The sequence below is a fragment of the Haloarcula sp. H-GB5 genome (assembly GCF_054850705.1).
The window spans coordinates 72,153-85,284 of record NZ_JBTWBG010000001.1 but is presented as its reverse complement, the minus strand read 5'-3'; the positions used below and the strand labels follow the sequence as shown (position 1 = coordinate 85,284).

11 protein-coding genes are annotated in these 13,132 nt (G+C 60.9%); 6 read left to right on the top strand and 5 right to left on the bottom strand.

The genetic code is table 11. From position 1 onward, the window contains the following. The first annotated feature begins 87 nt into the window (after nt 1–87). From ACYJ11_RS00445 to ACYJ11_RS00435, 3 genes are all read left to right on the top strand, one after another. Nucleotides 88–690 carry a class I SAM-dependent methyltransferase gene (locus ACYJ11_RS00445; protein ID WP_461646348.1) on the top strand — a complete coding sequence of 201 codons (603 nt, stop codon included), beginning with the start codon at nt 88–90 and terminating at the stop codon, nt 688–690. A 603-nt stretch (nt 691–1,293) separates the two neighbouring features. After that, entirely contained in the window at nt 1,294–2,157 is an 864-nt protein-coding gene (locus ACYJ11_RS00440; protein WP_461646347.1) for a fumarylacetoacetate hydrolase family protein, read from the top strand. Nucleotides 2,158–2,491: 334 nt separating this feature from the next. Continuing rightward, nucleotides 2,492–3,256, top strand: a complete 765-nt coding sequence (locus ACYJ11_RS00435) for an IclR family transcriptional regulator (protein WP_461646346.1) — start codon at nt 2,492–2,494, stop codon at nt 3,254–3,256. Nucleotides 3,257–3,925: 669 nt separating this feature from the next. Here the strand turns inward: ACYJ11_RS00435 and ACYJ11_RS00430 are convergent. Then, entirely contained in the window at nt 3,926–4,102 is a 177-nt protein-coding gene (locus ACYJ11_RS00430; RefSeq protein WP_461646345.1) for a hypothetical protein, read from the bottom strand. Nucleotides 4,103–4,191: 89 nt separating this feature from the next. On the opposite strand from ACYJ11_RS00430, the gene ACYJ11_RS00425 reads away from it, so the two are divergent. Further along, complete coding sequence (locus tag ACYJ11_RS00425; protein ID WP_461646344.1) at nt 4,192–4,590, top strand: hypothetical protein; 399 nt, start codon at nt 4,192–4,194, stop codon at nt 4,588–4,590. Between the two features lie 27 nt (nt 4,591–4,617). Here the strand turns inward: ACYJ11_RS00425 and ACYJ11_RS00420 are convergent, their stop codons facing one another. From ACYJ11_RS00420 to ACYJ11_RS00405, 4 genes are read right to left on the bottom strand one after another with little or no spacing between them, the layout of a single operon-like run. Beyond that, nucleotides 4,618–5,658, bottom strand: a complete 1,041-nt coding sequence (locus ACYJ11_RS00420; protein ID WP_461646343.1) for a cytochrome b/b6 domain-containing protein — start codon at nt 5,656–5,658, stop codon at nt 4,618–4,620. Next, complete coding sequence (locus tag ACYJ11_RS00415; RefSeq protein ID WP_170095864.1) at nt 5,655–6,065, bottom strand: hypothetical protein; 411 nt, start codon at nt 6,063–6,065, stop codon at nt 5,655–5,657. Before ACYJ11_RS00415 ends, ACYJ11_RS00420 begins: the two co-directional genes overlap by 4 nt. Then, nucleotides 6,062–6,724 (bottom strand): 4Fe-4S dicluster domain-containing protein, encoded by a 663-nt coding sequence (locus ACYJ11_RS00410; RefSeq protein ID WP_170095865.1) that lies wholly within the window; start codon nt 6,722–6,724, stop codon nt 6,062–6,064. The genes ACYJ11_RS00415 and ACYJ11_RS00410 overlap by 4 nt, the downstream gene beginning before the upstream one ends. Before the next feature lie 11 nt (nt 6,725–6,735). After that, entirely contained in the window at nt 6,736–10,137 is a 3,402-nt protein-coding gene (locus ACYJ11_RS00405; protein WP_461646342.1) for a formate dehydrogenase subunit alpha, read from the bottom strand. 233 nt (nt 10,138–10,370) lie between these two features. Here ACYJ11_RS00405 and ACYJ11_RS00400 point away from each other — a divergent pair, with 233 nt between their 5' ends. Then, nucleotides 10,371–12,506 (top strand): hydrogenase iron-sulfur subunit, encoded by a 2,136-nt coding sequence (locus ACYJ11_RS00400; RefSeq protein ID WP_461646341.1) that lies wholly within the window; start codon nt 10,371–10,373, stop codon nt 12,504–12,506. Beyond that, a complete protein-coding gene (locus tag ACYJ11_RS00395; RefSeq protein ID WP_188979353.1) occupies nt 12,503–13,129 on the top strand; it encodes a TorD/DmsD family molecular chaperone in 627 nt (208 codons plus the stop codon). The genes ACYJ11_RS00400 and ACYJ11_RS00395 overlap by 4 nt, the downstream gene beginning before the upstream one ends. Nucleotides 13,130–13,132: the final 3 nt, after the last annotated feature.

The window sequence follows — 13,132 nt, the reverse complement described above, 5'->3', positions numbered from 1 at the left end:
GGTCGTCTGGGTGGCTGTTGCGTCTTTCGGTCACCGTCGTCACAACTGATCCGGCAGGTCTTTCCGTCTTCCCCTCCCGACTTCACCGTGGACTCTACCGACATTCGGGAGGAATGGGCCGAGCGATCCGGCGAATACTCCCCCGCGTATTATGCCTACTATGGAGCGGACGAGACGAGTGAGCTAGTGCAGTCGATACTTGCAGAGCATGTCGAGCAGGACGCAGCTATTCTTGAGGTTGGCTGCAGCTCCGGGCGGCACCTCGCCGCATTGTCTGAAGCTGGCTACTCGGATCTGACCGGGGTCGACATCAACGCTGATGCGTTGGACGTCCTCGCCGAGACGTATCCCGATCTCGCAGCCACCGGCTCGTTCCACGCGATGGCTATCGAGGAGTTCGTCACAGATGTCGCGGACGACGCGTACGATGTCGTTTTCTCTGTCGAAACACTGCAACACCTCCACCCGGACGTCGACTGGGTGTTCGAGGAACTGGCACGGATCGTTGATGACCTGTTGATTACCGTCGAGAACGAAGGCGGCGACCCGGGTGAAGTAAACTACGTCGACGACAACGTCCCGCTGTACTATCGGGACTGGAACGCGGTGTTCACAGACAGTGGTCTTACCGAAGTAGATTCGATGGACGGAAAGCGGGATACTGTTCGTATCTTTCAGGCGCCTGAGTAAGGTATAGTGAAAGTAAGCATGTATATGGCGCCATTGAGGGTAAGAATCAGAGATAGGCACATATATGTGCGAAACTGAGAGCCAAAAATAAGAAGGGGGCGGTAAAACGCGTGTGTTAATTAGAAACTCATGTGAAATTTAGGGATTTGTAGCTCGTTAGAAATGCATATTAACAGGGTGGTGACAGAGCGGGACCCCATTGGTCTCCATTCAACATTTGTGTATCGGATGGGAACTGAACTGCTGAACGGCGGTCTTACATGGAACCGTCCTACTATCATCACTCTCTGTTGCAGAATTGGGCCTGAGCAGCGATTATGTGTTTCACGACACGCTCACTGGGATACCAGGATAACGTATGTACGTTCGTCATTCGTAATGTTCCGTATTACTGAACGTCAGTCCGCCTGATCGGAGACAGGTCGCCAGCCGACGGCAGGAAGTGACGCTCGTGTGCCTCTATGAAAAGCGCCGTGCACGCCGAATTATATGCTACCGGACAACCGATATCCACCACAACGGTGTCCATGTCCACTCCCGACAGGCATGCAGCATACTGTTGGCGGCACAAGATTCATGTAGTGTTGCAGATTGCAACTCTGTATGAGGTACTACCAGCTACGTGACGGGAACTCACAGCGGTTAGCGGTCGAAACAGGGGACGGTGTGTACGATCTGACCAGTGTCAAACCGCAGCTCCGAACGTTCCGTGACCTCCTCAAGTCGGCCTCGATTGCAGATACCACGCCGGACGAACTCAGCGCCCGCCATCTCGATGCCGCTGAAGCGGTGTCCGAACAGCGCCTTGAAGCCGACGCCACCGATCCCGTCACCGCCGACGAAGTCTGGGCTGCTGGCGTTACGTACCAGATCAGCGAAGAAGCACGGACAGACGAAAGCGACACGCCGGAGATGTACCTTGACGTGTACGACGCGGAGCGACCGGAGGTCTTCTTCAAATCGACGCCCAATCGGACTGTCGGTCCCGGCGAAGCGGTCGGCATCCGAGCCGACTCTGACTGGGACGTACCCGAACCAGAGCTCGCGATCGTTCTCTACGAGGGAGAAATCGTCGGCTACACCGTCGGCAACGACATGAGCAGTCGGTCTATCGAGGGGGCGAACCCACTGTACCTCCCTCAGGCCAAGGTGTACGACCGCTGTTGTTCGGTCGGCCCGGCCGTCGTCACGGACATCGAAGACCCGCACTCACTGGCGCTCTCAATGTCGATCCACCGCGGCGGAGACTGTGTCTACCACGGGGAGACCAACACCAGCGAGATGAAACGTACCTGCGAGGAACTCGTCTCGTACTACACCGCGCACAACGCGGTCCCCGAACTGTCGGTGCTACTTACCGGGACCTCGCTCGTTCCCGACGACGACTTTACGCTGCAAGAAGGGGACGAAGTCACCATCGACATTGAGTCCATCGGAACGCTGAAAAATCCCGTCACGGTCGTTTGAGCGGCTAGTGAACTGAGAGCGTGACCGCAGTCGCTCTGGGAACCGCTTCGCATGGGATTCCACAGCGTGATCCCCACTCGGCCCTCGACTGGTTCCGATTGCGTGCCCATGTGTCGATCTGCTGGGTAAATTTGTGCCGACGGAATTATTACCCTTTGTTCGGCTACACGCTCTGTGGGTATCTCTACCCGCGACAATCGGCCGGAACGTATGTGTCTGTGTGCGGTGATATGTTATCGACATATCGTGACAGAAACCGGTGTGCCGTCGGTGCCACCGCTCTGTCCCAGATGTTTGAACAACTGTTTAATACGAGGGGATATCATAACGGGGTATGGCAAAGACCGCTCAAAACCCAGTCAAATCCGCCGAGACGACGTTCGAGGTGCTTGACGCACTGAAAGATCTCGACGGAGCCGGTGTCACCGAACTGGCCCGGCATCTCGACATCCCGAAGAGTACGGTCCACAACTATCTGAGCACGCTGGAACAGGAGGAGTACGTTGTCAACAGGGACGGTGTGTACGAGGTAGGGCTCCGGTTTCTGGAACTGGGAGCATACGCCCGCCACCGGGAGAGACTATTCGGGATTGCGAAACCGGAGGTCGATCGCCTGGCCGAAGAAACCGGCGAACTCGCGAATATTCTCGTCGAAGAACACGGTCGCGGGTCGTACCTGTACCGCGCTCGGGGAGACAAAGCTGTACAGGTCAAGGCTCACGTCGGAACACGCGTTCCGCTTCATACGACAGCGCTGGGAAAAGCGATTCTCGCACACATGCCGACCGGACGGGTCGATGCGATCGTCGACCGCCACGGACTCGGCGGGGAGGCCAGCAACTCGATCAGCAACAGGGCGGAACTGGAGCAAGCGCTAGCGGACGTTCGGGAGCGTGGCGTCGCCTTTGACGACGAAGAACGTCTCGAAGGACTCCGCTGTGTCGCTGCCCCGGTGCTCAACCACGATGACGAAATTATCGGTGCAATCAGCGTTTCGGGACCGACCAATCGGTTCCGTGGCGACCGGTTCCGCGAGGAACTCCCGCAGAAAGTACTCGAAGTCGCCAACGTTATCGAGCTGAACGTTACCTATTCGTGACGGCAGTGTTCAGAAAGGGTGAACGGTAGTGCAGTCTTGCGGAAGCGATAATTAAACAGCGTATTTCGACAACAGCACTGCCCTCGGGCAGTGGTTGTAGGACAGACCAGCCAGAAGGTTACTCGAAGTATGTGTTGAAAGCGTTTCGAGCAGTGTTTCCGTCCAGTGACGCGAACGAGTAGACACGAGTTCCTGCTTTCATCTCATAGATGCCGGTACTTGGTTTTGTTTGACAAATGGCCCTATACGTCCCATTCATGATGGATGAACGGCGTTCCACCGCTCTCTGACATCATGTGATACCAGATACTACCACGGTCCTGACGCAGCCGCCATCTCGATAATGGATGTACTACTGTTACTCTAAACGAAGTACATCGACTATTGGTTTCCTACCACTGGATACGCTCGAAGTAGTAGCTAAACCCACCGGCTTTCGAAGTAGTATGTCTAAATACAGTATTTCTATACAAGACTCCGAAATATAGCACTAACTCAGTGCTTAGCAAATAGACAAGAGGAAATATACTCATAGGATGGGGTAGAGAGAAGTATATTCGGCTGTACTGAGCTAGAGTCCGAGCTATCTGTCTATAGATCTTGCTTGGCAGGAACACAACGATAGCTACCGCTTCGACAGTGTCCCCGCGGTAAACCGGGGTTGTACGCTTACGCGAGGAACTGGACGCTCAGGGCCAGCAGGAACAGTACTACGATCCCGATCGATGACAGTTCGAGCCATCGGGACCGCACGTCGGCGGACCTGATACTTGCGACGAACAGCGTTCCGACGACGCCGACGACTACGACCAGTGCCAGATACACTGCGTTGAGCGCTGATGCCATATGATACCATTCCACACCGGCACAGTAAACACTAGTGGTTGAGCGCGCCCTCCACAACGATAATGAGAGCCAATCACATAGACAGGGGCATGCGTCTCGAACTGCGAATCTGTAAACACTGCTTTGAGGGTGAACACGGGAACGAGCAAAAGACAGCTGTGACACAGGACATGGTCGCCTGTGCCGAACAGGTTCGTGAGTACAAGGACCTCATTGGCCTCGATGCACTCTATATTACGAAGGTGACGGAAGGCGACCCCGGCGGTGCGGAAGCACTGGATGTCATCGTCGCCAGCATCGAGGGCGACCAGGTCGCTCTCTCCGACACACAGCTGGTTATGGAGGACGGCGACGGCAACATGCTTGTCTACCCGGAGCCGAAAGACATCCTGCAGGTCCTGACCCGGAACCTGAACCAGATCCAGGAACAGACCCGGCAGGACGTTGATGTCGAGCTATCGCCGGAAGGACAGGCACTCATCGCGTAGCTACGACAAAAAACGACTTCGGTCGGTTCAGTTTTCGGTATCGTCCGATTCAGGCTGGCCGCCGTCGGTCTGCGGTTCGCCACCGTCGGCCGCGGCCGGCCGCTCGTCCTGTTCTAACTGCTGTTCCCAGCGGATGCGCAGGACGTTCCCGTACATCGACAGCACAAGTCCGACACCGAGGACGACCATTCCGAGGTTGATACCGATAGTCAACAGGATGCTCGACGGTCCGCCCCCGATGGCGAGTTCGCGGGGCACCGGGTACCCCTCGTCGAAGATGCTCCCGATAAGCACCGAGACGATGCCAATAACGGTCATCGCGCCGAAGACGGTCGAGACGGTTCGCCAGGACGGGGACAGCGAGAGGCGTTCGATCCCCGTGGTGTCCGGCTCCTCGTCGTCGTCACCGTGGTGTTCGGGCACCATGCTGCGGGGAATGAACGCCTTCGTTTCGACGGGGTAGAACGCGGGATGCATCCCGTGCTCGAAGATGTGGAACATGACTCCCATCAGCATGATGACGCCCAGCAGGCCGTGGAACGTGACGAAGGCCATCGCGGCCGCCTTGGTCTGGAACATCGCGGCGAGGCCGGTCTTGCTCCAGATGAGCAGCCCCGAAATCGCAAGCAGCGTCAGCTCGATGGAGAAGATGAATACGACGCCCTTGCCGATGTAGGACAGCAGCGGGACCTCGTCGGCCTTGTAGCCGCCGAACTGCCGCGCGCTCGGGTGGCGTTCGTCGGCCCGGCCGAGCACGAACTGGATGTCCTGGATGAACGCGTCGACGTCGTCTTTCGCCGGGAGGATCTTCGAGAAGTTGCTCCGGCCGGTCGAGGAGATAACCTGGAGCGTGATCCAGAAGATGACGAGTGCAACCAGCCCGATGCCGGTGATTCGGTGGATTGCCGTGACGCCCGAGGCCCCGCCCATCAGCGTCAGCATCCACCACAGTTCGTCGTTGAACATGATGGCGTAGCCGGTGAAAAACAGGAGGAACACGTCCAGCCCCAGCAGCGAGTGGAATAGGGTCGTCACCCGCGTGAACTTCCCGTGGTCGAGATTGCTCATGCGCTGTCACCCCCCTGTTCGTCGCCGCGAGCAGGCGAGCCACCGTCGGCCGCGACGGCCTCGCTGACATCCTCGCCCGGTTCGCGCATCTGGTCGGCCAGCCGCTGGAACGCCGCCCAGTGGATGAACACCATCACGAGGATGAACGCACCCAGAATGACGTCGGCCGCGTGGATGAGTGCAATGAGGAAATCGAGTGCCGGGATGGTGTTGCCGAACACCCAGTCCGAGCCGATGCCGCCACCCTCGACGCTCGGGTTGACACGATACAGCGACTCGTAGCCGATTCTGAATCCCTGCGCCCAGAACAGCGCCAGCGCCGCGACAGCGAGGCCGACGACTGCGCTGACGAGCACCGAGACGCGGCTGTAGCCGCTCACCTCCGGAAGGTCTTCTGTGTTCGTCATTGGAACTCACTGGCGTCCTCGCCAAAGATGATGTCCATGGCCACGTCGTTGAAGAACGTGCCGCTGTCCCTGTTGTCCAGTTCGTCGGAGATCTGGGCGGGCGTCCCGACCAGAATAGCGTCGGTGGCACACTCCTCGGCGCAGGCCGGCCCCTTGCCGACGTCCTGCCGTTCCTCGCACATGGTACACTTGTCCATGTTGCCACCGCTGCCGACCAGGTTGGCGACTCCATCGTCCTCGTTCGGGAACTGCGGCGCACCGAACGGACACGCCGAGAGGCAGTACTGACAGCCGATACAGAGGTCGTCCCGAACCCGCACGAAGCCGTTCTCCTTCGAGATGAGCGAGTCGGTCGGACACACCGAGACACACGGCGCGTTCGAGCAGTGATAACACTGCATCGGCACCGCCGTTTCGCCGGGTGATTCGCCCTGGCCCATCGCCTGGCCGCTGCTGGCATTGAGCCCTGATGCGGCCTCCTGCCCTTCGAGCATCGTCGCGATACTGATTCGCTGTTCGTCCCGTGGGACGTCCCACGTACGCTTACAGGAGACGACACAGCCGCCACAGTCGATGCACGCTTCGACGTCCGGGAAGATGCGCGCATCCTCACCGGTACTCATCACGCCGTCGTGCATCACTTCATTGCCTGTTGACATACTAGCTCACCTCATTGCACCGTCGAGTTGTCACGGACGTCGAAGTCCTTCTGTGTCCCGACGTCGTTCACGTCCTGCGGGAAGTCGAAGTCGAGGTCCACGTCGATGTTGTACCGGTCCAGTACCTCCGGCGTCGCCGGATTGACCGCAACCATCGATACTTTGGTCTCCTGCATCTGGGTCTCCACGTCGTAGCCGCGAGACGTGATGGCGTTCGCTGAGTCACCGATCGCGTAGGGGACGTGACCGTCGGGATACTTGTCCTCTAAACTCTCGCCCTTGAACACGCCGCCCCAGTGGTACGGCAGGAAGACCTCCTGGTCGTTAGGCCGGTCCGTCACGCGGGCTTTCACCAGCACAGACCCGCGGTCCGTCGAGGAGATGACGACGAGGTCACCGCCGTCGACGCCGAGTTCCTCAGCCTTGTTCGGCGTTATCTCCGCGTACATGTGCGGCTGGAGGTCAGCGGTGTGGATGTTGTTCCGCGTCTCCGCACCGCCGCCTTGGTGTTCGACCTGCCGCCCGCTGGTCATTATCGTGTCTAGGTCCGGGCCGTCGTCCTGATTGTGGATGATGTCCGTGGCCCGTTCCTGCTCGACGAGGTTGTTCTGGTCGAGCCGGTAGAAGTTCCGCTGCTGACCGTTGGCCGGCCACTCGTTCAGCAGTTCCGTGTCCGGCCCCTCGATTGGCTCGCGGTGAACCGGCACCTTGTCGAGGAAGCTCCAGACCACGGCGCGTGCCCGGCCACGCCCCGTGGGCGCATCGGGCTGGTTGAAGTCGTACTCCTCGTAGAACTCGGGGTCGACGCCTTCCCCGATCATCGTTTCGAGGTACTCGTCGAACACCGGGCTTCCGGTGTCAGGGTCGTTGAGCGCCTGTGCAGCGGTGTACACCGACTCCTGATTGTCGAGTGCGTACTGTTGCGGGATGGTGAGTTCGTCCGGTTGGACCTCCTGATTCGGGTCGACGAGGCTCTGGGGCGGCGTCACCTTCCAACCCGGATACTCAGGGATGCCGTGGATCATACCGTCCGCAGCCGTGTCGTCGTCGTCGGCCCATGCGGGGTTGTACGGCGCACGAGTCAGGTCGAGCGCTTCTTCCTGGCTCTCGTAGCGGTCGCCGACAGCATCGAGGGTCTCCTGCATCGGGTAGTCGTCGTCTGTCGGCATCGCCTCCCAGTCTTCGGGTGTAGGTGCCGAGACACCCCAGCGGGTCCGGAAGTCCTGTCCACCGTTGTTGGGGTCTAAGTCGTCGTTCCAGATGATCGGGGTCCCCGGATGGTCTTCGCCCCAGCACGGCCAGGGGAGCATCCAGTATTCGCCCGCCACAGGCGTCCCTTCGGCCCCTTTGAGGTCCTCGTTGGAGAACGCGTAGTCGTACTCCAGATGTTTCTGGAGCCGTTCGGGTGTCTGCCGGTAGCCGATCGTGTTCGTTCCGAGGTTGAACTCACGGACGACACCTTCGTACGAGGACTTACCGTTGTACAGCTCCGAGCCTGCGCCCCAGTCGAAGTGCTCGCCAAAGTCCAGATAACCGGCCAGTTCCTGCATGATCTGGAGGTCCGGCTTGGAGTTGTGCGCCGGCGAGCGGACCGGTTCGGACCACTGGACCGACCGGTTCGTGTTGGTCAGCGAGCGGTAGTGCTCGTACTGGCTGGACGCCGGCAACAGCAGCACCGGCGGGCCGTCCTCGTAATCCGGCAACACGCTCGCGACCGAGGGGAACACGTCGATGACAACCAGCAGATCGAGGTTCTCCATACCCTCTTTCATCTGCTCCATCTCGCTGATGGAGTTCGCCGAGTGCCCCCAGAAGAACGCGATCTTCGTCTGGTCGGGCTGATAGATCGGCGTTTCTTGATACCGGTCTTGCTGATCGAGCGCCGATTCGAACCAGCGGGCCACGGTCAGCCCGTTCTGGAACATCATCGAGTTCTCCGCTGGGTTGTTCGGCCCGTGGTCGGTGTTCGGCGGCAGCGAGTTCGCGTCCTCGCTCCCTTCGTAGTTCGGGCTCTGGCGGACGTACTTCTCCGGCGGCATCAGTTCGAACCGGTTGTACATGTCCGCAAACGATGTGTCGCCGCTGGTCTCGGGCGTCCGGTCCCAGATTTCAGCCCACCACGACCAGCCACCCGGTGAGAGACCGTAATACCCCGGCAGGATATGGCTGGCGACCGCGAGATCGGTCGCCCCCTGGACGTTCGCGTGGCCGCGCATGACCTGAAGGCCGCCGCCACTCCGGGCCGCACTTCCGGAGGCGAGGCTCGCAACGGCGTACGAGCGAATGTTCTGGGTCCCGTTGTTGTGCTGGGTCCCGCCCATCGCCCACTCGATCTGGATGTGGGGCCGGGCCTCGTCGATCATGTCAGCGATCCGCTCGATGTCCTCAGCGGACACCCAGGTAATTTCCTCGACGGTCTCCTTGTCGTACTGGTCGAGTTCCGCGTCGACGTCTTCCCAGCCCTGCACGCGGTCGGTGAGCATGTTCTGCCCAGTTTCGTCCGCGTCGGGGTCCATCGCGAGCCCGTGCTTGTCGCGGAGTTCTTTGATGATCCCCATCATCAGGGCCACATCGGTGCCGGGACGGAACCGCATGAACTCGTCGGCGTGGGCCGATGTCTTCGTGAACCGGGGGTCCAGATTGAGGATGGTCCCACCGCGTTTCTGTCCTTCGAGGATGTGCTGCATCGCGATGGGGTGTGCCTCGGCCGGGTTCTGGCCGATGATGATGTTCAGGTCGAAGTTCCGGTAATCCTGAACAGTGTTGGTCATCGCGCCGTAGCCCCAGGTGTTTGCCAGCCCCGTGACCGTCGTGGAATGACAGATACGCGCCTGGTGGTCGATGTTGTTCGTGCCCATGAACGCCGCCAGCTTCCGGATGGCATAGGCCTCCTCGTTGGAGTGGTGGGCGCTGCCGAGCAACATCACGCTCTCGCGGCTGTGCTCCGCGTCGACGTCGACGGCCTCCGCTGGGGCGGTGTCGTCGTCGGGCCACAGCGCCCGGATATCCGTCGCCAGGCGGTCATAGGCCTCGTTCCAGCCGAGCTTGCGCCACTCCCCGTCCTCCTGAATCATCGGGTGCTTGAGGCGCTTCTCGGAGTGTTCGGTCTCGTAGATGCCGGCCCCTTTCGAGCACAGCGACCCCGAGTTTATCGGGTGTTCGTGCCACGGCTCCATGCCGACGAAGGAGTTGCCCTCCTTCTCACCACGGAAGCCACAGCCCACTGAACAGTAGTTGCAGATCGTCTTGGTCAGTTCGGTGTCCGTGTCTGTCCCGTCCGTTTCCTCGCCGTCCTCCTGGAGTGCCCGACCAGCGCCGCTGACGCCGAGCGCGACCCCGCCCGCGAGGGCGCTCGCCTTCATGAACGAGCGCCGGTCGAGATCCAGTGAGACTGGTTCCTGTTGTGTACTCATGGTAAATGGTGCCCACCCATTACCGATGCTGTCCGTATTTGCCACGAAATCTGGTTTGTCATTGTCTCTCTAGACGTGCCACAAATTCGATGTCATCCATGATAAAATGTGACATAGTTAGGTATCATAATCCCTGTAATTTTCCGGCCGTCCAAATATTTGGGGTTGAATTCATGAATAGATGTGTGAACACTCCGCAAGGTCTATTACTGGGACAGGGTTTTGCATGATTAATGGATACAGGCGCCTTCGTGTGTTCCTGTGGGGGATCGTGTGACATCGACCTCGAAGCGGTACGGGACGGTGTCGACGATGTCGACGTCGTAGCCAGTTCCGAACTGCTCTGTCAGGACGGCCTGGCCGGGATGTCACAGGTAATCGAGGAGTACGATCTCGATCAGGTCATCGCGACGACGCCGGAACCGTCGTGTCAGGACCGCATCCGCGAGCTTGCCGACGAACACGGCCTTCATCCCGAGGCATCGGTGTTCGTCGACCACCGGGAGACCAACGCCTGGGTCCACGACGAGGCGGCGGCAACCGACAAAACGGCCCGCCTTATCAACGCGACCCGGGCGGGGCTTCGCGAGGAAGCGCCATCGCGGACGGTGTCGAAAGACGCCGGCAACCGCGTTGCTGTCGTGGGCGACCCCGGCGCGGCGCGGTCACTGACCGATGACGCCGACGTGACGTTCATCGCGGATGGGCGGGAGTTCGCCGACGTGGAAGGGCTCGGCGACGTGACGATGGAGCGCGGGCGCGTCGTGGATATCGACGGCTCCTACGGCGAGTACGAACTCACGCTGGAAGCCCGCGTCACCGACGACTGCATCGACTGCATCGACTGCGTTCGAGAGGGGCCGGACGGAATGGTGACCGAGTTCCCCGTCGACATTCATCCCGACGCCCCCGACGGCGAGTGGACAGACACCTGCCCGACCGACGCCATCGATCTGGACGGCGTTACCCGTACTGTCGAAGTCGACCAGGTCATCTACCCCGGGGGCCGCGACGACGCCCGCGGCGGCCGGCTTGGCTTCTACACCGGGCCAGTCGATGCCGGAACCATCGCCGCAGTCGAATCGCAACTGGGCGGTATCGAGAAGCCGCAGTTCCTCGACCTCGAAATGGATGTCTGTGCGGCCGGCGCGTCCAGCCAGGAGGGGTGTACGGCCTGCGTAGACGCCTGCCCCCACGGCGCAGTCGACCGGCCGACCATCGACTCCGTCGAGTTCGACGAGGTGGCCTGCGAGAACTGCGGGGCCTGCACGAGCGCCTGTCCGACGGGCGCAACACAGCTCCGCGAGCCATCGAACCGACGGCTCGCCCGCGAAGTCGAGGCGCTGCTGGAAGACGACTCGGATGAGGGCTTGCTTTCGCGTGGTGACAGCGAAGGTATCGACACGCAGGTCGTCGCGTTCGTCTGCTCAGAGTACGCCGCCGAACGGCTCCGCGCGCACGGACGCAAGGCCGTGCAGTCGGGCGACCTCGACTACCCGCCCATCCTCCCGGTTCAGGTCAACTGCACGGACACGGTCGGCGAGGCCCACGTCATGCACGCGCTCGCGGCCGGTGCGGACGGCGTCGCCATCGTCGGCTGTGGCGGCTCCTGTCTCCACTCCGGCCCGGACCCCAAGCAGGACCTCGTCGACCGGCTCAATCAGGCGACGACAGATCTCGGGCTGGGTGACCGGGTCGGCTTCTTCGCGCCCGAGGCCGGCAACCCCGAGGCGTTTGTCGAGTCGCTGTCCGGGTTCGTCGAGTTCGGGCTCGACGAGACGCCGATACCGGCCGGCGACTACGAGGCAACGGGCCGCAGCGACACCGATCGCGAGGAACCCCGTCCCAACCCCGACTTCGACAGCCACGGCTGGACGCTGGAGAGCGTTCGAGCCATTCTCGAACACGTCGAGCCCGAACGCGATGTGATTCGCGGGCTGAAGGACTTCGGCGTTATGGATGTCAACGACGCGTGTACCCTGACGCCGACCTGTACGAACCTCTGTCCGACCGACGCCATCCAGCGGACGGGTGAGGGCGAACTGGCGTTCAACCACGCGGACTGCGTCAACTGCGGCCTCTGTGAGGAGGGCTGTCCGGAGACGGCGATTACGATGCACGACGGGCTGGACCTCTCCCTGCTCCCCGAAAACAGGGGCGGCGAGGCCTGGGTGACCGTCCACGAGGGCGATATGCTGGAATGTGTCCGCTGTGGCAAGCCCTTCACCAGCGTCGCCTCCGCCGACAAGATCGAGGAAGAGGTCGGCGATCAGGTCGAGGGCCTGGCTCCCGATGCCGACCACTCCGTCTTCGAGTACTGCAGCGATTGTCGGAGCCGTCTGCTGTTCGATCAGGGGGAGAAACGATGAACGACGCTGCCGTCTACGAGGCCCGCCTCGAACTGGTCGATTTCGTCATCGACGTGTTCTGGGACGTGCCTGAGGAAGCGTTCGTCGAGCGGCTGTTGAGCGGCGAGGTACAGCTGCCGGAGGACTCCATCAACGACCAGCTCGACGAGGGCTTCGAGATGCTCGAGGCGTGGATCGACGGGAACGCGGACCGGTCGGTTTCGGCGGTGCAGGACGACCTTGAACGGGAGTACACGGACCTGCTTGTCGGCCCGCGGCCGCCGGTGTTGCCCCACGAGACGAACTACCGCGAGGACACGGAGTTCATCGGCGAGGGACTCGCCGAGGTCGATGCCAGCTACGCCGCGGCGGGGTGGTCACCGCCCGAGGACTACCCCGAGGAAGACGACTTCATCGCCGTCGAGATGGCGTTCCTGCGATATCTCATCGAACGCCAGCGAGAGGGCGACGAGGAGACCGTGGGCTACGAACGGGTGTTCATCGAGCAACATCTCAGCGAGTGGGTCGTCGACTTCACTGACGAGATGCGCGAAGAAGCCGACGAGGGGCTGTTCCTCGCAGCGGCGCTCATTTGCGAGGGGCTCGTCCGCTTCGAGGACGAGATCGTCGCGCAGATCGGATAGCAG